The sequence below is a fragment of the Selenomonas bovis DSM 23594 genome, assembly GCF_000381005.1.
Lineage (GTDB): Bacteria > Bacillota > Negativicutes > Selenomonadales > Selenomonadaceae > Selenomonas_C > Selenomonas_C bovis.
This window is the reverse complement of the sequence record NZ_KB908379.1, coordinates 278,568-297,066: the sequence shown is the minus strand read 5'-3', so window position 1 is coordinate 297,066 and position 18,499 is coordinate 278,568. Positions and strand designations below refer to the sequence as shown.

At 63.8% G+C, this 18,499-nt stretch carries 21 protein-coding genes; all 21 read left to right on the top strand.

The window, feature by feature from the left end:
• The first annotated feature begins 3 nt into the window (after positions 1-3).
• The 21 genes from der to pilO all read left to right on the top strand — a co-directional run bounded on the left by der (position 4) and on the right by pilO (position 18,475).
• Positions 4-1,335, top strand: coding sequence for a ribosome biogenesis GTPase Der (gene der / locus F599_RS0101450; protein WP_019541756.1), 1,332 nt, complete (start codon positions 4-6; stop codon positions 1,333-1,335).
• Between the two features lie 4 nt (positions 1,336-1,339).
• Positions 1,340-1,930, top strand: coding sequence for a glycerol-3-phosphate 1-O-acyltransferase PlsY (plsY, locus tag F599_RS0101445; RefSeq protein WP_019541755.1), 591 nt, complete (start codon positions 1,340-1,342; stop codon positions 1,928-1,930).
• 170 nt (positions 1,931-2,100) lie between these two features.
• Positions 2,101-2,547 carry an ACT domain-containing protein gene (locus F599_RS0101440; protein WP_019541754.1) on the top strand — a complete coding sequence of 149 codons (447 nt, stop codon included), beginning with the start codon at positions 2,101-2,103 and terminating at the stop codon, positions 2,545-2,547.
• Between the two features lie 25 nt (positions 2,548-2,572).
• Complete coding sequence (locus F599_RS0101435) at positions 2,573-3,868, top strand: homoserine dehydrogenase (RefSeq protein ID WP_026327730.1); 1,296 nt, start codon at positions 2,573-2,575, stop codon at positions 3,866-3,868.
• A gap of 4 nt (positions 3,869-3,872) precedes the next feature.
• Positions 3,873-4,814, top strand: coding sequence for a homoserine kinase (thrB, locus tag F599_RS0101430; protein ID WP_019541752.1), 942 nt, complete (start codon positions 3,873-3,875; stop codon positions 4,812-4,814).
• A 122-nt stretch (positions 4,815-4,936) separates the two neighbouring features.
• Positions 4,937-6,172 (top strand): tRNA nucleotidyltransferase/poly(A) polymerase-related protein, encoded by a 1,236-nt coding sequence (locus F599_RS0101425; protein ID WP_019541751.1) that lies wholly within the window; start codon positions 4,937-4,939, stop codon positions 6,170-6,172.
• Positions 6,173-6,320: 148 nt separating this feature from the next.
• Entirely contained in the window at positions 6,321-6,839 is a 519-nt protein-coding gene (locus F599_RS0101420; protein WP_019541750.1) for a gamma carbonic anhydrase family protein, read from the top strand.
• A 37-nt stretch (positions 6,840-6,876) separates the two neighbouring features.
• The gene (gene ndk, locus F599_RS0101415) at positions 6,877-7,296 is read left to right on the top strand and encodes a nucleoside-diphosphate kinase (protein WP_019541749.1); all 420 of its coding nucleotides are present in this window, start codon (positions 6,877-6,879) and stop codon (positions 7,294-7,296) included.
• 11 nt (positions 7,297-7,307) lie between these two features.
• Positions 7,308-7,802, top strand: coding sequence for a cob(I)yrinic acid a,c-diamide adenosyltransferase (locus tag F599_RS0101410; protein WP_019541748.1), 495 nt, complete (start codon positions 7,308-7,310; stop codon positions 7,800-7,802).
• Between the two features lie 129 nt (positions 7,803-7,931).
• Positions 7,932-9,986, top strand: coding sequence for an elongation factor G (locus F599_RS0101405; protein WP_019541747.1), 2,055 nt, complete (start codon positions 7,932-7,934; stop codon positions 9,984-9,986).
• Positions 9,987-10,358: 372 nt separating this feature from the next.
• Entirely contained in the window at positions 10,359-11,636 is a 1,278-nt protein-coding gene (locus F599_RS0101400; RefSeq protein ID WP_019541746.1) for a GspE/PulE family protein, read from the top strand.
• On the top strand, positions 11,629-12,699 hold the full coding sequence (locus tag F599_RS13345; protein ID WP_019541745.1) for a type IV pilus twitching motility protein PilT: 1,071 nt from the start codon (positions 11,629-11,631) through the stop codon (positions 12,697-12,699). Before F599_RS0101400 ends, F599_RS13345 begins: the two co-directional genes overlap by 8 nt.
• Positions 12,665-13,897 (top strand): type II secretion system F family protein, encoded by a 1,233-nt coding sequence (locus F599_RS0101390; protein ID WP_019541744.1) that lies wholly within the window; start codon positions 12,665-12,667, stop codon positions 13,895-13,897. Before F599_RS13345 ends, F599_RS0101390 begins: the two co-directional genes overlap by 35 nt.
• 27 nt (positions 13,898-13,924) lie before the next feature.
• Positions 13,925-14,359, top strand: a complete 435-nt coding sequence (locus tag F599_RS13340) for a type II secretion system protein (protein WP_019541743.1) — start codon at positions 13,925-13,927, stop codon at positions 14,357-14,359.
• A gap of 3 nt (positions 14,360-14,362) precedes the next feature.
• Complete coding sequence (locus tag F599_RS13335; RefSeq protein WP_019541742.1) at positions 14,363-14,836, top strand: prepilin peptidase; 474 nt, start codon at positions 14,363-14,365, stop codon at positions 14,834-14,836.
• A complete protein-coding gene (locus tag F599_RS0101375) occupies positions 14,833-15,366 on the top strand; it encodes a hypothetical protein (RefSeq protein WP_019541741.1) in 534 nt (177 codons plus the stop codon). The genes F599_RS13335 and F599_RS0101375 overlap by 4 nt, the downstream gene beginning before the upstream one ends.
• Positions 15,363-15,755 (top strand): hypothetical protein, encoded by a 393-nt coding sequence (locus tag F599_RS0101370; protein ID WP_156021904.1) that lies wholly within the window; start codon positions 15,363-15,365, stop codon positions 15,753-15,755. The genes F599_RS0101375 and F599_RS0101370 overlap by 4 nt, the downstream gene beginning before the upstream one ends.
• Positions 15,739-16,251 (top strand): hypothetical protein, encoded by a 513-nt coding sequence (locus F599_RS0101365; protein ID WP_019541739.1) that lies wholly within the window; start codon positions 15,739-15,741, stop codon positions 16,249-16,251. Before F599_RS0101370 ends, F599_RS0101365 begins: the two co-directional genes overlap by 17 nt.
• The gene (locus F599_RS0101360; RefSeq protein ID WP_019541738.1) at positions 16,251-16,706 is read left to right on the top strand and encodes a hypothetical protein; all 456 of its coding nucleotides are present in this window, start codon (positions 16,251-16,253) and stop codon (positions 16,704-16,706) included. Before F599_RS0101365 ends, F599_RS0101360 begins: the two co-directional genes overlap by 1 nt.
• Positions 16,681-17,928 (top strand): hypothetical protein, encoded by a 1,248-nt coding sequence (locus F599_RS0101355; RefSeq protein WP_019541737.1) that lies wholly within the window; start codon positions 16,681-16,683, stop codon positions 17,926-17,928. Before F599_RS0101360 ends, F599_RS0101355 begins: the two co-directional genes overlap by 26 nt.
• Positions 17,912-18,475 (top strand): type 4a pilus biogenesis protein PilO, encoded by a 564-nt coding sequence (gene pilO, locus F599_RS0101350; RefSeq protein WP_019541736.1) that lies wholly within the window; start codon positions 17,912-17,914, stop codon positions 18,473-18,475. Before F599_RS0101355 ends, pilO begins: the two co-directional genes overlap by 17 nt.
• Positions 18,476-18,499 lie beyond the last annotated feature (24 nt).

Below are 18,499 nucleotides of genomic sequence, written 5' to 3'. Positions count from 1 at the left end.
AGTATGAGTAAACCAATCGTTGCCATCGTCGGTCGTCCGAACGTCGGCAAATCGACGCTTTTCAACCAGATCGGCAAGCAGCGCGTCTCCATCGTCGACGATATGCCGGGCGTCACGCGCGACCGCATCTATCTCGACGCGGAGTGGCTCGGCCATGCGTTCACGATGATCGACACGGGCGGCATTGAGCTCGACGAGAGCGACCATATCCTGAAATCCATGCGCCAGCAGGCGCAGATTGCGATGGAGGAGGCGGATGTCATCCTCTTCGTCGTCGATGGACGCGCGGGGCTCACGACGGCGGATGAGGAGGTCGGGCATCTCCTGCGTTCGACAAAGAAACCTGTCGTCCTTGCCGTGAACAAGGTCGACAGTCCCGAACGCGAGATGGACATGTATGAGTTCTACAGCCTCGGACTCGGCGATCCCATCGGTATTTCCGCGTCGAACGCGCGCAATCTCGGCGATCTGCTCGACGCCGTCGTCGCCGCGTTCCCGGAGGAGACGGGCGACGACAAGGAGCCGGACGAGATCAGCATCGCCGTCATCGGTCGGCCGAACGTCGGCAAGTCCTCCATCGTCAACGCCATCCTCGGCGAGCAGCGCGTCATCGTCAGCGATGTGCCGGGCACGACGCGCGACGCCATCGACACGCATTTCATCGAGGACGGCACGAAGTTCATGCTCATCGATACGGCGGGCATGCGCCGGCGCGGCAAGATCGACGAGCCGGTCGAGCGGTACAGCGTCATGCGCTCTCTGCGCGCCATCGACCGCGCGGATGTCGTGCTCATGATGATCAATGCCGCTGAGGGTATCACGGAGCAGGACAAGAAGATCGCCGGCTATGCGCACGAGTCGGGGCGCGGCGTCGTCATTGTCGTGAACAAGTGGGATATCTTCCCGGAGAAGGACGATAAGTCGACGCTGCGCTTCACGGATGAGCTGCGCGACAAGCTCGGTTTCCTCCAGTACGCGCCCGTGCTCTACACCTCGGCACTCACGGGCCAGCGCGTGCACCGCGTGACGGAGCTCGTGAAGTACGTCGCGGAGCAGCAGTCCATGCGCATCAAGACGAGCGTCCTCAATGAGCTCATCCGCGATGCCGTCTCCGTGAATCCGCCGCCGATGCACCGCGGCCGCCAGCTCAAGATCCTCTTCATGACGCAGGCGGATGTGAAGCCGCCGCGGTTCATCCTCTTCGTCAACGATCCCGAGCTCATGCATTTTTCCTATCTGCGCTTCATCGAGAACCGCCTGCGTGAGCAGTTCGGCTTCGAGGGTACGCCGCTCGTGCTCATCGTGCGCAAGCGCGGCGAAGAAGAGGAGGCGTGAGACCATGACACTCCTCGCCTTGCTGCTGAGTTATCTCCTCGGCTCCATTCCGAACGGCCTCTGGCTCTGCCGCGCGCTCTGGCATGTAGACCTGCGGCAGCACGGCAGCCACAACATCGGCGCGACGAACGCCTGGCGCACGCTTGGCAAGGGCCCCGGCTTCCTCGTCTTCTGCCTCGACATGCTCAAGGGGCTGCTCGCCGTCTGGCTCGGCGAGATGCTCGTCGGCACGCCGCTCGTCATGATCCTCTGCGGCGTCCTCGCCATCGTCGGACACTCGCTTTCGCTGTTTCTGCGCTTTCACGGCGGCAAGGGCGTCGCGACGGGGCTCGGCGTGATCCTCATGCTCATGCCGAAGGTGACGGTGATCGTCTTCCTCGTCTGGCTGCTCCTCGTGCTCGCCACGCGCTACGTATCCCTCGGTTCGATCGTCGCGGCGGCGCTCGTGCCCGTGCTCGCGCTCGTATTCGGCTACCCAGCGCTCTACGTCGCGTTCGGTGTGCTCGCGGCCGCACTCATCATCGTGCGTCACCGCAGCAACATCACGCGCCTGCTCAATGGAACAGAAAATCGGATCTCCGCGGGACATTTGTAACATTTTTGACGCGTCTCTCAGCTTTTGTGGACGTTTTTTGAAAACAAGGTAGCATTCGCGGACAGATGATGGTATAATATCTCACAGACACGAACAAAAATGCTTAAGAAGAGTACAGACCCAGGGCATGCGGCGCGTTGTCGCATGCCTTCTTTTTGGGAGGAGAATGTATGGAAAACGAACAGAATGGATTCTTTCTCGTGAAAGAGGAGATCCTGCCGGAGGCAATCAAGAAGACCATCCGCGTCAAAGAGATGCTCAAGCGCGGCGACGCGCGCACCATCAACGAGGCCGTGGAGAAGATGGATCTCTCGCGCAGCGCCTACTATAAATACAAGGACTACGTGTTCCCGTTCTATGAGGCGAGCAAGAATAAGATCGTCACGCTCACGTTCCTGCTCGAGCACAAGAAGGGCGTGCTCTCGAGCGTGCTCAACACGATTTCCGCGGATTCCGGCAGCGTGCTGACCATCAACCAGGGCATCCCCCTGCAGGGCGTCGCGAACGCGACGGTCTCAATCGAGACGGCGCAGCTTTCCGTCGACCTCGAGGCGCTGCTCGATAAGCTCCGCATGGTCGACGGCGTGAAACGTCTCGAAGTACTCGGCCAGGCATGAGGGACGAAAGGGAGGTGTGTCGATGATGAAGGAAGCAATCAAGATCGGTCTTTTGGGCTCCGGCACGGTCGGATCTGGTGTCGTTCGCGTGCTGAGAGAAAACATGGAAGAGATCACCGCGCGCGTCGGCACACGCCTCGTGCTCGCCAAGGTGCTCGTGCGCGATGTGAAGAAGCCGCGTCCCTATCTTGAGGGGGTCGAGCTCACGGATCGCGTCGAGGACATCCTTGAGGATGACGAGATCTCCATCGTCGTCGAGGTCATGGGCGGTATCAAGCCCGCGAAGGACTACATGCTGCGCGCGCTTGCCGCGGGCAAGAATGTCGTGACGGCGAATAAGGATGTCGTGGCGCAGTATGGCCGCGAGCTCTTCGATATGGCGGAGGCGCACGACGCCGATTTCCGCTTCGAGGCGAGTGTCGGCGGCGGCATTCCCATCATCATGCCGCTCAAGCAGTGCCTGACGGCGAACCGCATCACGGAGATCATGGGCATCGTGAACGGCACGACGAACTATATGCTCACGAAGATGAGCGAGTGCGGCGCGAGCTATGACGACGTGCTCAAGGAAGCGCAGGAAAAGGGCTATGCGGAGGCGAATCCTTCGGCGGATGTCGACGGCCTGGACGCCGCACGCAAGGCGGCCATCCTTTCCTCCATCGCGTTCAACACGCGCATCAGCCTCGACGATGTCTCGGTGGAGGGCATCACGAAGATCACGCCGGATGACATTGCCTACGCGAAGAACCTAGGCTACGTCGTGAAGCTGCTCGCCATCGGCAAGGAGACGGACGAGGGCATCAACGTGCGCGTGCATCCGGTGTTCCTGCCGGAGGAGCATCCGCTCGCGTCGGTCAATGGTGTATTCAACGCGATCTTCGTGCGCGGCAACGCCGTGGGCGAAGCGATGTTCTACGGCCCGGGCGCGGGATCGCTGCCGACGGCCTCGGCGGTGGTCGCCGATATCATCGATGTTGCACGCGATATCGTGAACCATTCGTTCGGGCGCGTGAACTGCACCTGCTACCGCAAGAAGGTGCTCTGCCCCATCGAGAAGACGCGGTCGAGCTACTATGTGCGCCTCCTCGTTGAGGACAAGCCGGGTGTGCTCGGTGCGATCGCGACGGCGTTCGGCAACGCAGGTGTGAGCCTGCAGTCCGTCATCCAGACACAGCGCGATAAGAAAGAGCATGCGGAGATCGTCGCGATCACGCACTGTGTCCCGCATGCGAATATCCTTACGGCGCTCGACGTGCTCAACGCACTGCCGGTCGTGAGCGAGGTCCGCAATCTCATCCGCGTGGAAAATGACCGGGGGTAATCAAATGGGAGAACGCAGCATTACGGTCCGTGTGCCGGGGACGAGCGCCAATCTCGGCGCTGGCTTCGATACGCTCGGGCTGGCCTGCAATATTTATAACGAGCTGGATCTCACGCTCCGGGAGGACCCGGGCCTCGAGTTCCTCGTCGAGGGCGAGGGTGCGGGGCGCATCCCGGAGGATGCGCGCAACATTGTCTGGCGCTCCATCCGCCTACTGCTCGAGCGCGCGAAGCGCGGCGAGGAGTTCCGCGGCGCGCGGATCCACATGAAGAACCATGTGCCGCTTTCCCGCGGCCTCGGTTCGAGCGCCGCGGCCATCGTGGCCGGTCTCAAGGCAGCGAATGTCATCATCGGCAACAAGTACAACCGCCGCGAGCTCCTGCAGATGGCGACGGAGATCGAGGGACATCCTGACAATGTGGCGCCGGCGATCTTCGGCGGCTTCACGGTGAGCACGACGAAAGGGCATCATGTCGAGAGCTTCTCGTTCCTGCCAAAGCTCCGCCTGCGCTTCGTTGTCGCGGTGCCGGATTTCTATCTGCCGACGAAGAAAGCGCGTGAGGTCCTGCCGGAGACGGTGCCGATGGCGGATGCGATTTTCAACATCGGACGCGCCTCGATGCTCGTCGCCGCGCTCATGAAGGGCAGCGAGCATTTTCTCAAGCGCTCCTTTGACGATGCGCTGCATCAGCCGTATCGCGCGGCGCTGATTCCCGGCATGTTCGACGTGTTCCGTGCGGCGCGTGCGGCAGGGGCGCTCGGCACGGTGCTGAGCGGTGCAGGGCCGTGCCTCATCGCATTCACGCTTGAGCGCGCTGGCAAGGAGGAGGCCATCGGCGCGGCGATGCGCGAGGCCTTCCATCGCCATGGCGTCGAGGCGGAGATCAAGCATCTCGCACTCGATACGCGCGGCGCGCATATCGTGAACCACGCGGAACATGCCTGAGTGTTTTCTGGAGGAGAGACTGTCCCTGGCGGGGCAGTCTTTTTTATGGAACTGGATGCGTGCGAAGCACGCGCCGCAGAATTTCATGGCGCAGGTCTTTGCGCCGCAGGGAGGGAATCGAGATGGAGGAAGCAGCATTCGTCGCGGCGCTGCGCAGGGCCGGCGCGCGCGTCTTCGTTGTGGGCGGCTGGGTGCGCGACCGTCTGCGCGGTGCAGCGGCCGCGGACAAGGATTACGTCGTGAGTGGCATCGGCGAGCAGTCGTTCTGCGCGCTCTTTCCTGACGCGCAGCGCGTCGGCCGCTCGTTTCCCGTCTACCTGGTGACGGTGGACGGGAAACGAGCGGAGGTGGCATTCGCGCGGCGGGAGCGCAAGACAGGGCCGGGCTATCGCGGTTTTGCCGTCGCGTTCTCGCCTGAGGTCACGATCGAGGAGGATCTCTATCGCAGGGACACGACGATGAACAGCATCGCGCTCGAGCTACCCGAGGGGCGGTTCATCGACCTCTATGGCGGGCGGGAGGACATCGCACGCGGTCGCGTGCGGGCGGTTTCCTCCCATTTCGTCGAGGATCCCGTGCGCGCGCTGCGCGCGGCGCGGCAGGCGGCGCTCTTCGGCTATGAGATCACGGAGGAGACGCTCGCGTATATGCGCGCCTGCCGCGCGGAGCTCGCGCGCGAGCCGGGCGAGCGCATCTTCGCCGAGCTGCGCCGCGCGCTTAGCGCGGCGCAGCCGTCCGCTTTTTTCCGCTGGCTCGCGCGCGCGGGCGTGCTCGATGTGACGTTCCCAGAGCTTGCAGCGCTCATCGGCAAGACGCAGCCGCAGGCATTCCATCCTGAGGGGGATGCGTTCGAACACACCATGCTCGTGCTCGACCGCGTGGCGGCGGAGACAGGTGATGTTCGCGCACGTTTCACGGCGCTCGCGCATGATATCGGCAAAGGGCGGACGCCGCAGGCGATGCTGCCGCACCACTACGGCCATGAGGTGTGCGGCCTCGACGTGCTCGCAGACTGGAACCGTCGCATGACGCTGCCGCGGGACTGGCGCGCAGCGGCGGCTTTCGTCATCCGCGAACACATGCGCGCGCCACGCCTCGCAAAGGCTGGGAAGATTGTCAGGCTCCTGCTGGCGGCGGTCAAGGTGCCGCTGCCTTTCTCCGCGTTCCTCGCCGTGCTGCGGGCGGATCACGGCGACCTGCCCGCGTATCTCGTGCGTGGCGAGGAGATTGCGGCGGAGCTGCTGCGCATCTCCGGTCATGCGGCGCCGCCAGGGCTTGCCGGGAAGGAGATTGCGGACTGGCTGCTCGCGCAGCGCGTGCGGCGTCTGCGGGATTTGCTGCGGCAGAAAACGCGATGATCATCATATCAGTGCTTGTCATTTGTTGTCTGATTTGCAAAATTGGTATAAATTGATTTGAAGTGTTTACTTTTTATTCCCCAGCGGTTATAATGAGAAATGTAGAGATATTTCTGAAAAATTCGAACACATCACGGAGGCAGATACTATGGGGCTCATGATACCGTACAAAGGAAAGCGACCGAAGGTCGACCCGTCTGTTTTCATCGCACCGACGGCCTGCGTTGCCGGCAATGTGACGATTGGCAGGGATTCCAGCATTTGGTTCGGCGCGGTTGTGCGCGGTGATTTCCAACCAATCCAGATCGGACGTTGCACGAATGTACAGGACAATGCTACAATTCATGTGATGGGGGATTGTCCTCTTTCCATCGGCAGCCACGTCATCATCGGGCACAATGCCATCATCCACAGCCGCACCATTGGCTCCAATACGCTCATCGGCATGGGGGCCATCCTGCTCGGCTATACGGAGATCGGTGACAACTGTATCATCGGCGCGGGATCGCTCATCACGCAGCACAAGAAGATCCCCGATAACTCGATCGTCTACGGCAATCCGGCCAAGATCATCCGCGCGCTGCGCGACGACGAGATCGAGGCGCTGCGGGAGTCCGCGCTTGCGCATGCCGAACTGGCACGGGCCTATAAGGCGGAAGTGCTCTGAGGCAATGATAAGCCATATCAAAGGAGAAGATTCATTCATGGAAAAAACGCTTGTACTCATCAAACCGGATGCTTTTGCCAATCATCACACGGGAGATATCATCCAGCGTTATGAGCAGGAAGGGTTGCGCATCGTCGCGCTCAAGATGCTGCGTATGGACGACCGCCTGGCCTCCATCCACTATGCGGAGCACATCGGCCGCCCGTATTACGAGGGCCTGCGCACGTTCATGACGTCCGGTCCGCTCGTCGCGATGGTACTCGAGGGCGAGGATGCGATCCGCCGCGTGCGCGCGCTCAACGGCAAGACGAATCCCGCGGAAGCGGCTGAGGGGACGATCCGCAAGGCGTACGCTTTGGATGGGCGCCGCAATGCCGTCCACGCGTCCGACAGTCCGGAGAGTGCGGCGCGTGAGATTTCGATCTTCTTCAATCAGACGGAGATTTACGACGGCTGACAGGAGGATTTATGAGCATTTACACGAAGACGGGGGATGCCGGTGAGACGGGCCTCTATACGGGGGAACGCGTGAGGAAATCCTCGCTGCGCGTCGCGGTTTACGGCACGGTCGACGAGCTCGACTCCGTCCTGGGGCTCGCGCGCGCGTTCGTCGCGAAGGCGGAGGTAAGGGAGCGCGTGCTGGCGCTGCAGAAAAAGCTGCCTGCGCTCATGGCAGATCTTGCGAGCCGCGCGCAGGATGCTATGATCGCCGAGACGGATGTCGCGGCACTCGAGCAGGCGATGGACGAGCTTGAGGGGCGGCTGCCGCCGCTCACCTCGTTCCTCGTGCCGGGCGATACACAGGGCGGCGCGGCGCTCGATCACGCGCGTACGGTCACGCGCCGCGCGGAACGGCTCTTTTGCCGCCTGTCGGAGGAAGAGGAAGTACATGATACGGACAGGCGGTATCTGAACCGCCTGTCGGATTACTGTTTTCTGCTCATGCGCCTCGAGGATCAGTAGGCGCGGCTGAGAGGAGTGACGCTGCATCTTGTGTGAGAAACGCACAGGAGGGCAGCGTTTTTTCATAGGGTGCTTTGGAATCCACGAAGTGCCCAGGTAGGTGCATCGAAGTGACTGGGAGGGAGATCTATGAAAGAATATACGACAGCGCATCTGCGCAATGTGGCGGTGCTCGGCCACGGAAACAGCGGCAAGACGAGCCTGCTCGATGCCTGCCTCTACCATACGGGAACGGCGAAGCGCTGCGGCAGCGTTGACGAGGGGACGAGTCTGCTCGACGTGCTGCCGGAGGAAAAGGCGCGCCATCTCACGATTGAGATGAAGCTCGCGGCCTGCGAGTGGGGCGAGGAGAAGCTGAACCTGCTCGATACGCCGGGCTATCCTGACTTTTTCGGCGAGGCGGTGTCCGCCGTCGCGGCGGCGGACGCCGCGCTGCTCGTGCTCTCCGCGCCCGCCGGCATCGAGGTGGAGACGGAGAAGTTCTGGCAGCTCGCGCGCGGCGAGGATCTTCCCTGCGCGTTTTTCCTCAACAAGATGGACCGCGAGCACGCGGACTTCGCGGCTGTCGTCGATGAGCTGCGCGTGCGTTTCGGCGCAGGCGTCGTGCCCGTGCAGCTGCCCATCGGCCAGGAGGCCGCGTTCCAGGGTGTCGTCGACCTCCTCGCGATGCACGGCAAGGTCGTGCCGCACGACGAGGACGACTGCGTCGTGACGGAGATTCCGGAGTACCTCGCCGCAGATGTCGAGGCGGCGCGCCAGACCCTCATCGAGGCGGTCGCGGACTATGACAACGCGCTCATGGAAAAATACCTCGAGGGCGAGCCCATCGAGGAGGCGGAGGTAGCGGAGGCGCTCGTCCAGGGCGTCTGTGACGGCAAGATCTTCCCGGTTTTCTGCGGTTCGGCGAAGGCGGATATCGGCGTGAAAAAGCTTCTCGGCGGCATCGCGGCCTATCTGCCGGCGCCCGCGGCTACGGTGCTCGGCACGGAGCCGGGGACGGGGGAGCTCGTGGAGCGCGGCATCTCTGAGGCATTCTCCGCCCAGGCGTTCAAGACGGTCGTCGATCCCCAGAGCGGGCGGCAGACGTATCTGCGCATCGAGACGGGGACGCTGCGCGGCGATACGACGGTGCTCGATGTGACGACGGGGCGCGCGGAGCGCATCGGCAGTCTTAGCACCCTGCGCGGCAGGCAGGCGCATACCGTGACACTTGCGCACGCGGGCGACATCGTCGTGACCGCGAAGCTCGCCGCTGTGCGCACAGGCGATACGCTCGCGGCGAAGGATGCTCCGATCCTCTATGAGCTGCCGGACTTCCCCGCACCGATGCTCGAGATGGCCGTCGTGACGGAGAAGAAGGAGGAAGCGGACAAGCTGCTCGCAGCTTTAGCGAAAGAGCGGGAGCAGCAGCAAACGCTCGCTGTGCACCGCGAGGAAGCGCTGCAGCAAACCGTAGTGGCGGCGCTCGGGGAGATGCAGCTCACCGTGCTCGCGGAGCAGCTCGCGCGCAAATACCATGTGGAGCTGAAGCTCGGCCGCCCGCGCGTGGCCTATCGCGAGACCATCCGCAAGGCGGCGCAGGCCGAGGGGAAATTCAAGAAGCAGAGCGGCGGGCATGGGCAGTTCGGTCATGTCGTGCTGGAGGTACAACCGCAGGAAGCGGGCACGGGCAACGCGTTCAGCGAGTCGATCTTCGGCGGCAGCGTGCCGCGCCAGTACATTCCAGCCGTAGAGAAGGGCGCGGCGGAGACGCTCGCGGGAGGTATCCTCGCGGGATTCCCCGTCGTCGATGTTGCCGTCCGTCTCACGGATGGCTCCTATCATCCCGTCGATTCCTCCGAGGCGGCGTTCAAGGCGGCGACGGCCATCGCGCTGCGCCGGGCCGTCCTCGCGGCAGATCCCGTACTCCTCGAGCCGCTCGATGAGATCGCGGTCACGACGCCGGAGTATTACCTCGGGGATGTCATCGGCAGGCTCAATGGCAAGCGCGCTCGCATCCTCGGCACGGAGATGAGCGGCAAGGATACGACCGTCCTGCATGCCGTCGTGCCCGAGGCGGAGCTTTACGGTTACGCGACAGAGCTTCGCTCTCAGACGCAGGGGCGCGGTACCTTCACGCGCTCGTTCCTGCGCTATGAGGAGATGCCAGAGCGGCAGGCGCGTGAGATTCTTGAAGCAAAATGATTTTGTTCGCAAATTACATGCAAAAGCAGCCATTTTCTTAAGGAAGTGCCGAATTAATCAGCGTTTCCTTAAATTTCCCTCGAAGATATTTGTATTTTCTATTTTTTTGTCATAGAATCTATTGAAACCTTCTTTATTCTTCGCTATAATAACTTATGTACAAACGTCCGCTTGGCGGATATTGTGTATCGCTCTTACGACAATTGCGTGGGCAGATGCTCACGTGCTATGTCTGTCGCATGGTGCTGCTGGGAGACCTGCCCGCATGGCTGTCTGCCGGAGGAACATCATGAGGCGTGCGTTGTTTCCTCAGGGAGCTGATGATTTTTCTGGCGGTTCCTTGGCGACAGGATGTTATAGCGGAGGATCTACATGGCGGGACGGCAGGCGGAACTGTTTCACCAGCTCGTGCAGCAGGTGCTGCGCGAGATCGGGCTGCAGCGCGTTTCGATGCGCGCGGGTGGCTCTGCTTCCGCGCGTGCACTTCCCTCGGTGTCGGCTGTCGAGCGCCTCGTCGATTTCACGCTCGGCGAAGCCCTCACGGAGGGCGCGAGTGATCTCCATTTCGAGCCGCAGACGGGCGGCGTGCGCATCCGTGTCCGTGTGGACGGGCTTCTTCAAGAACGGCATGAACCTTTTCCCAAAAGGGTTTATGCCGTTTTTTTGTCGCGTGTCAAGGTGCTCGCGGGGCTCGTGCTGAATGAACAGCGGCGGCCGCAGGATGGCCACTTTTCTTTCGTACACGAGGGGCGAGAGAGCGATGTGCGCGTGGCGACGATGCCGACGGTGGAGGGCGAATGCCTTGTGTTGCGCCTGCTCGCGCATGGCGGCGAGGTGCGCCGTGTCGGAGATCTTGGCTTCACAGAGGAGAATGCGGCAGTGCTGCGCGCTCTCTGCCGCGCGCCGTCAGGCTTTGTCGTCTTTGCGGGGCCGATGGGTTCGGGCAAGACGACAAGCCTCTATGCAGTGCTGGCGGAGCTCCAGTCGGCGCAGGGGAGTATCGTGACGCTCGACGATCCTGTGGAGTATCGTCTGTCCGGAGTGACGCAGGTGCCGATCCGGGAGGCGGGCGGCCTTTCGTTCGCCGAGGCGCTCCGCCATGTGCTGCGTCTCGATGCGGATACGATCGTCGTCGGCGAGATGCGGGATGTTGTGACGGCGGAGCTTTCCCTGCAGGCGGCGCTGACGGGGCACCGCGTCTTTTCAACGCTGCATACGGAGGATGCTTGCAGCGCGATGTACCGTCTGCTCGAGATGGGACTCGCGCCGTACCTCTTGGCGGCGACGCTTAAGGGCGTGGTCGCGCAGCGTCTCGTGCGGCGCGCCTGTCCCGCGTGCGCCGAGACGGTATCGCTCTCTGTGGAGGAGGCGCTGCTCTTGGGCGATGAAGGATTGGCGGGGCGCGCGGTGCGGCGTGGCACTGGCTGCGAGGCGTGCCATGGGACGGGGTACCGCGGTCGGTTGGCGCTGCAGGAGGTGCTCGTGCTCGACGACGGGCTGCGCCGTGCGCTCCTGCGCGGCAGTAGCCTGGCGGAACTGCGTGACCTGGCCGCGCAATCTGGGTGTCAGTCACTTTGCGCGGACGGGCGGCGGAAGGTGCTCGCGGGGCTGACGACGGCAGCGGAAGTGAGGCGCGTGCTCTATGGCTGAGGCGATGATGTTTCTCCTCGATGAGATGGTGCGGCGCGAGGCATCGGATCTCCATCTCACGGCAGGAGCTCCGTCGTTCCTGCGTGTGGCGGGGCGGCTCCAGCCTATGTCGTCAGTCTCCTCGGCGGAGCTTGCGGCGTGGCTCGATGCGCGCGGGGATGTCTGCGCACGCCTCCGGGAGGCGCGCACGGGCATGGATTTCGCGTTCACGCACGCGGGGCGGCGGCTGCGCGGGAACGCGTATCTCGCGCGGGGCGCTGTGGCGCTGACGCTGCGTCTGCTGCCCGCGCGCATTCCTTCGCTCACGGAGATCGGCGCGCCGCCTGGGTTCTGTTCGCTAGCACAGGTGCGACACGGGCTCATCCTTGTGACGGGGCGCGTCGGTTCGGGGAAGACGACGTCATTGGCATCGCTGCTCATGGCGCTCACAGCTGCAGCCGCGGCCAGCGAGCGCCGCGGCCTGCATGTGATCACGCTCGAGGACCCCATCGAGTATCTCTGCGAGTCGGCGGGAAGCCTCATCCATCAGCGAGAGCTCGGCCGGGATTTCCTCTCGTTTCCTGAGGCGTTGCGCAGTGCGCTGCGCGAGGATCCAGATGTCCTGCTCGTGACGGAGCTGCGCGACGTCGCGGCCGTCCGGGCGGCACTTGCGGCGGCGGAAGCGGGAATGCTCGTTCTCTCGACGCTGCATGCGCGGACGGCGGCGGAGGCGGTGCAGCGGCTCTCTGATTTCTTCCCCGCGGAGGAACGGGCGGCGGCGCGGGCGGCACTCGCGGCAGCAGTGACGGCCATAGCCGCACAACGGCTCGTTGCAGGGACAGCGGGGCGGCAGGCGGTGTTCGAGGTGCTGCTGCGGACGCCTGCGATCTGCCGTATGATTCATGACGGCGAGGAGCGCCAGATTCCCTCGGCCATGCTAGCGGGCCGGCGCGAGGGCATGACGACGTTCGCGGCGGAGGGAAGGCGGTTATTGCAGGCGGGTAAGCTCACGCGCTGCGGGTATGAGGAGCTCATGGAGGGGATGCAGGATGGTGGTGTTTACTTATCGGGCGCATCGCCTTGACGGCGCGGAGGTCGCAGGTGAGATTGCGGCGGACACGGCGCGCGAGGCGCTCGCTGCGGTGCGGGAGAGGGGGCTCTTCGTCTCTTCGCTGCAGCCGAGGCGGCAGAGCCCCTTGTTGTGCCTGCGGCAGGGCATCAGTCGTCCTGCAATCCTCGGGCGGCGTTTCCTGGTGCGGCGGCGCGGGGAAGAGGCGCTGCTCTGCCGCCAGCTCGCCGTGCTGCTTCGCTCCGGGCTGCCGCTCTACGAGAGTCTGCAGTCGCTTGCGGGCAGCCGCTCAGACGGCTATGCCGTGTTGCTGCGGGAGCTTGCGGCAGGACTTGCGGCGGGCCGGACGTTTTCGGAGCTACTGGCGGCGCGGCCGCAGGTGTTCTCCCAACTTTCCGCCGCGCTCGTGCGTGTCGGTGAGCGGTCGGGACGATTGCCGGAGATGATGCAGCAGCTCGCAGCGTGGCTCGAGCAGTCGTGCCGCAGCCGCGAGAAGCTCAAGACAGCGCTCCTCTATCCGTCGGTGCTGCTCATCGAGACGGTGGGGCTCGGCATCTTCCTGACGCTCGTCGTGCTGCCGGCACTCTCCTCTCTGATCCTGAGCCTGCGCGCGGATGTGCCCTGGCCGACGCGGCTGCTACTCTCATGGAGCGCGTTCGTGCAGGCGTCATGGCCGCTGCTTCTGACTTGTGCCATCGCGGCGGCAGTGCTGCTGCTCTTGTTGCTGCGACTGCCGCGCGTTGCTGACAGGGCAGAACGGCTGCGGCTTTCTCTGCCGTTTTTCGGCGAGCTGCGCAGGGAGGTGCTGTGGCTGCAGGTGCTGCGCGCTCTCTCGATGCTCGTTTCCTGTGGCATCTCGATCGATGAGGCGGCGCGAGAGGCGGCGTCGGTCACGGGGAGTCGGTATATGCGGCAGCGCCTCCTCGCTGTCGCAGCCGGCATCCGTCAGGGATTCCCGCTCACGGAGCTCCTCACGGATGAGCGGACGCTACCGCCGCTTCTGCTCGAGTTCCTGCGCGTAGGTGAGACGAGCGGCTGCCTGCAGGAGATGCTCGATCACGGCGCGGACTACGCGGAGATGATGGCAGAGCATCATGCGGCGCGGCTCCAAGCACTTGCGGAGCCGCTCGCGTATCTCATTGTTTTCGCACTCGTTGGTGGTTTTGTAGCGGCGGTATCGTTGCCGTTGCTCGATATGATGCTGCTCGTCTGAAGCGAGCAGGCGCTTGGAGGTGGCAAGATGCTTGGAAACGAAAAGGGTTATTCGCTCATCGAGCTGATGCTCGCGCTGACGGTCATCGGCCTGCTCGCAGCGGTCGCGGCACCGAAGGTCTCCCATGTGCTGGCGGTCAGTCGCACGCAGAAGGTGGCGGCCGATCTGCAGATGCTCGATGCGGCGGCCGTGATGTACGAGGCAGAGAAGGGAAAGCCGCCGGCGGCCGGGGACATCAAAGTGCTCGAGGCATATGTGGAGAACATCGGCAGCGTCAAGCCGCCGACTGGCAGCACGGTCATTCTCGATGGTGCAGAGCATGAGGTCAAGGGAACAGCCTATCTGCTGAAGAAAGAGACGAACGGCAATCCGCGCGCGACGTGCGATGACAAGACTGCGGAGTCCTTCCTGCCCTCGCGCGGCAGCAGCACAGGCAGTGTCGGCAGCGGCAAGGGAGAGTGAGTGATGGAGCGGCTGACTTTTCTGCTCGCCGCGTTTGTCTACGGCATCGTCCTGCTGCGTCTGGCCGTCGTGGATGTGCGTACGGGGTATCTGCCGGACCGCCTGGTCCTGCCGCTCGGCGCGCTGGGCATCCTGCTGAGCGCGGCCGGTGTGCTTTCCCCGCTTGCCGTGTCGTTCGCCGGCGCTGCGTTCGGCGGTGGTCTCTTTTATCTGGTGCGCTGCTTGAGCCACGGTGGCATGGGCGGCGGCGATGTCAAGCTCGCTGCCGCGATTGGTGCCTGGACGGGTATGCCGGCCGTTCTGCCCGCGCTTTTCGCAGCATTCTTCCTCGGCAGTCTCGCGGCACTTTTCCTGCTTTGCCGCGGCGTGCGGCGGCGTGCGACGCTACCGTTCGGCCCCTTCCTCGCGGCCGGCGGCTTGCTGGGGCTGGTGTCTGGAGAGCGCATCGTCCGCTTTTACTGCGAGGTGTTCCTATGAAAACGCATTCCGCGGGGTATGTCCTCCTGTACCCGCTGCTCTTCCTGACGCTTTTCGGCCTCTTGTTGGCGGGATTCCTGCCGCGCTATACAGAGTGGTACCGCCAGGCGCAGCTGTCCTGCGAGGCGGAGCGCCTGGCGGGCGAGCTGCGCCTGCTGCGGCAGTCCTCGCGGCTGGCGGTGATGCGGTATGAGTCAGAGGATTTCATGCTGCCGCGGCCGACTTTCCGCTGTGATGAGGATGGCGGGCGGTACTGGCTGGAGATTCCGAAGCGCGGTGCGGGGAACGTGATCCAGGTGGATGAGGTGCGGATGTATCATCTCCCGCAGGGCATTTCCCTTGCTATTTTCGACCCGGCCAGGGCGGGGAGAGAGACGTTCGGTAGCGGCAGGTACGACAATGTTTCGTTTGGCTACAACGGCGGTACGAAGAATACGCTGAGCCTTGTCCTGGCGTATGACCATGACTGGGCGCATGGGAAGAAGGTCATCGTCGATGCGGTCGGCCGCATCCGCGTGGAGGGAAAATGAGACGGGAACAGGGATTCTTGATGCTGGAGGCGGCGCTGCTCGGTGTGTTCCTGGCGCTGATGGCCGCGATGTTCATCTTGCCGCGTCAGGCGGCGGCGCTGCGCACGGCGAGCACTGCGCGTCAGACGGCGGTCCATCTCGCGCAGCAGGAGCTCGTCGAGCTCGAGACGTCAGCGCGGCTGTCGCTGCCGCGTGAGACAGTCCGCACGGGCTGGCTTGGGCCTGCCGAGGATTTGGCGCGCCATGCGCGCGCCTATGAGGTGAGGGGAGAGATCGTGCCGGACGCCGCGGGCTGGCAGCTGCAGGCCAGTGTCTTCTGGGAGGTGCGCGGCGAGGCCGCATCTCTGACGCTTGGGAAATGGGTGGGTGCACATGGCAAAGGAAGGTGAGCGAGGCTTCTTCGCGCTGGGAATCGCGTTGCCGCTCTGGATGGCAGCTCTGCTCGGCATCGGTGCGTTCTTTTTCCAATACATGCACATGGTATTGGCGGAGAAGGCGGATCTCGAGCTGTCCGAGGAGGTCCATACCGCCCTGCAGCTGATCCTCACGGATGCAGCGGAGGCGCAGAGCGTGCGTATGAGCGGAACGGCGCATGCACAGACGCTGGAGTTTCGCAAGGCAGCCAGCGATCTCTCCGGCTGGCGCGTTACATCTTACCGCCTACACGAAGTGGACGGGCTGAAGAAGCTTTATCGTGGTCATATTAATCTCGGCGGTTTTCAGCCGCTGACGGGGGAGAGCATCGTCGGCAATGTCGCCATCGACGAGTTCTCTATCCGGATTCTGCCGAACGGGCTCTATCATCTGCGTCTCGTGGGTCGATCGCTGCTGACAGGGCATCGTGTGGAGCAGACTGCGGAGTTTCCCGCGCAGGGGGGACGCTGATGCGGCGGGCGGAACGCGGCATGACTTCCGTGCTTGGTATGATGATGCTCGGCATCATGCTGCTTGCGGCTTGCGGCCTGCTGACACTCGAGCGTCAGCAGGCGCAGGCGGGGCGCGGCTATGAGGATGAGGTGCGCCTGCGCCTGCTCGCGCAGAGCGAGGCGGAGCGGGCCGCCTCGCAGCTCGAGGCAGGTGGCGCGCGTGCAGGAGAGGTGATCCCGCGGGGAGGGTGCTCACTCGTTGTGGAACGGTCGACAGAGGATGGCTGCAAGGTTTCCGTTCAGGCGCGCCCAGAGGATATGAGGGAGCCGGGAAATGGCATGATCGTGGTGACAGCGCATGTGGTGGCAGCAGGCGGGAAAGATCGCGTGATACCCGCGCGCTCCGAGCTCCGTGTGCGGGCGCGCATGAGAAAGGAGGGGGCGGGCTATGTATGGCTGGGCTGGATGCCGTGACTGGCTGCATGAGGAGCTGCGGCGCATCGCGGGCGTCGCGGCAGAAGACGGGCTGCTCTATCTCGCTGGTCTTGAGAAAACGGTGGGGGGATGGCAGGTCGCTTGTCTCGAGAGCGTGCTTTTTGCGCCGGAGGAGGATCGTGCGGGAAGCATCGCGGAGAAAACGGCGGTGCTTCTCGCGCGCAGCGGCTGGGAGGATGTGCCTGTCGTGCTCGCCATGCCGCCGGAGGACGTCTATGTAGAGGAGATGCAGCTGCCAGCGCTCCCCACCAGGGAACTCGGGCAGACCGCGCATTGGGAGATGGCGGCGCGGGAACCTTTTGGCGGCGCGCCGCTCTTTACGTCTTATGCGCGGCAGGAGCAGGGTAGTTATGCAGTCGCCGCTGTGGCGGTGGGCGAGGCGGAGGCGTGCCGCCGTGCGTTTGCAGCGGCGGGCTTGCAGCTTTTGGCAACGGCTGCGCCGCCGGCATCCTTTTGTCTGCTCGTTGAGACAGACCGCCTGTGTTGGGAGGAGACCGTGTTGCCGCTCGTGCCGACACTCTTGGAGGCGGATGGCGCTTTTCACGGCTGGGATGAGCGATTCAGCCGCGCCATTTACGGTGCCGGCATCCTCGTGCAGGCGCTGCCGACGCCGGGACTCGCGTTCCCCTTTGCTCCGGTCAGACTCAGAGGCCTCGATCTGCGCCGCATCGCCGGCTTGGCAGTCGCGGCCGCAGCTGCCGTACTCCTGCTCGTCACAAGTGCGGATATTTATCGCCTCTACGCCGCGCGCCGGGAGGCGCGGCAGCTGCAGGCTGAGGTCGCGCTTTCCCGTGCCGAGACAAACCGCATGGAGGACTTCCGCGCTGAGGAGGCGTGGATCGCGCGGCGCGATGATGCCCTGCGCTCGTTATCTGCGGCGAGCCCTCCGGCTGCGGCAGTGCTTTCCTTTCTCGGGACGCGCAATGTGGCAGGCGTCTGTCTCACGGAGCTCTCTCTCGAGCCGCAGCAAAGCCTGCAGATCAAAGGGGAGGCGGTGACGTATGACGCGCTCGCGGATTATCTGGCCGGCTTTGAGGCGCAGGCAGGCGAGGGAGGAAGCGGCGCGGCGCTCACGGGTTCGACGCGCCGCAGTGATGGCGGAATCGATTTCACCATAGAAATTCCTTTCGCTGCCCCCGCAGAGGAGCCTGCGAGGGACGTGCGCGAGGGAGAGGAGGCAGCGCATGCATCGATGGAATGAAAAGGAAAAGCTCGCGGGCCTGCTCTGCCTGCTCGCTTGGCTGCTGGCGGGCTGGGTGTACTTCGTCCATCTGCCACTCGAGCGGGCGCGCGCTTCGGCGCGGCAGGCATGTGATGAGGCGCGCCGCGTACAGATAGCGGCAGCGAATTTCGCGAATGGGCATGCCGATCAGAAGGTCGTGCAGGAACAGCAGCAGAAGCGCCATGTGTTCCTCGCGCAGGCCCTGCCGGAGACGCTCGCGCAAGGTCCGTTCCTGAGCCATCTCGAGCGCCAGGCCGCCGCACGCTCGCTCACGCTCCTCGACGTTGCGCCGCAGCCCGCGGTGAGCGGCGCGGCTGGTCTCCGCGAATTGCCCGTGCGCGTGCGGCTCGCGGGAGATTATTTCGCGCTGCTCGACTTCCTCCAGGATATGGCCTCCCTGCGTATCGGCGGCCGTTTCGTCGAGGTGCGCGGCATCAAGGTGCAGAGCGGCGGCACGGGCGAGCCGCTCACCTGTGAACTGCTCGTGGCGGTCTTCGCGCTTCCAGGCGGGAAAGATGCGTCGTAAATATTTTGCGCGGCGCCTGACGGC

Bases quoted from the DNA above. Each gene is read 5' to 3' on its own strand.
- plsY (WP_019541755.1), top strand. From the start codon at position 1,340: ATGACACTCCTCGCCTTGCTGCTGAGTTATCTCCTCGGCTCCATTCCG.
- F599_RS13340 (WP_019541743.1), top strand. From the start codon at position 13,925: ATGCTTGGAAACGAAAAGGGTTATTCGCTCATCGAGCTGATGCTCGCG.
- der (WP_019541756.1), top strand. From the start codon at position 4: ATGAGTAAACCAATCGTTGCCATCGTCGGTCGTCCGAACGTCGGCAAA.
- F599_RS0101390 (WP_019541744.1), top strand. From the start codon at position 12,665: ATGGTGGTGTTTACTTATCGGGCGCATCGCCTTGACGGCGCGGAGGTC.
- F599_RS0101355 (WP_019541737.1), top strand. From the start codon at position 16,681: ATGTATGGCTGGGCTGGATGCCGTGACTGGCTGCATGAGGAGCTGCGG.
- pilO (WP_019541736.1), top strand. From the start codon at position 17,912: ATGCATCGATGGAATGAAAAGGAAAAGCTCGCGGGCCTGCTCTGCCTG.
- F599_RS0101400 (WP_019541746.1), top strand. From the start codon at position 10,359: ATGGCGGGACGGCAGGCGGAACTGTTTCACCAGCTCGTGCAGCAGGTG.
- F599_RS0101365 (WP_019541739.1), top strand. From the start codon at position 15,739: ATGGCAAAGGAAGGTGAGCGAGGCTTCTTCGCGCTGGGAATCGCGTTG.
- F599_RS13345 (WP_019541745.1), top strand. From the start codon at position 11,629: ATGGCTGAGGCGATGATGTTTCTCCTCGATGAGATGGTGCGGCGCGAG.
- F599_RS0101410 (WP_019541748.1), top strand. From the start codon at position 7,308: ATGAGCATTTACACGAAGACGGGGGATGCCGGTGAGACGGGCCTCTAT.
- thrB (WP_019541752.1), top strand. From the start codon at position 3,873: ATGGGAGAACGCAGCATTACGGTCCGTGTGCCGGGGACGAGCGCCAAT.
- F599_RS0101370 (WP_156021904.1), top strand. From the start codon at position 15,363: ATGAGACGGGAACAGGGATTCTTGATGCTGGAGGCGGCGCTGCTCGGT.
- F599_RS0101435 (WP_026327730.1), top strand. From the start codon at position 2,573: ATGAAGGAAGCAATCAAGATCGGTCTTTTGGGCTCCGGCACGGTCGGA.
- F599_RS0101405 (WP_019541747.1), top strand. From the start codon at position 7,932: ATGAAAGAATATACGACAGCGCATCTGCGCAATGTGGCGGTGCTCGGC.
- ndk (WP_019541749.1), top strand. From the start codon at position 6,877: ATGGAAAAAACGCTTGTACTCATCAAACCGGATGCTTTTGCCAATCAT.
- F599_RS0101440 (WP_019541754.1), top strand. From the start codon at position 2,101: ATGGAAAACGAACAGAATGGATTCTTTCTCGTGAAAGAGGAGATCCTG.
- F599_RS13335 (WP_019541742.1), top strand. From the start codon at position 14,363: ATGGAGCGGCTGACTTTTCTGCTCGCCGCGTTTGTCTACGGCATCGTC.
- F599_RS0101375 (WP_019541741.1), top strand. From the start codon at position 14,833: ATGAAAACGCATTCCGCGGGGTATGTCCTCCTGTACCCGCTGCTCTTC.
- F599_RS0101420 (WP_019541750.1), top strand. From the start codon at position 6,321: ATGGGGCTCATGATACCGTACAAAGGAAAGCGACCGAAGGTCGACCCG.
- F599_RS0101360 (WP_019541738.1), top strand. From the start codon at position 16,251: ATGCGGCGGGCGGAACGCGGCATGACTTCCGTGCTTGGTATGATGATG.
- F599_RS0101425 (WP_019541751.1), top strand. From the start codon at position 4,937: ATGGAGGAAGCAGCATTCGTCGCGGCGCTGCGCAGGGCCGGCGCGCGC.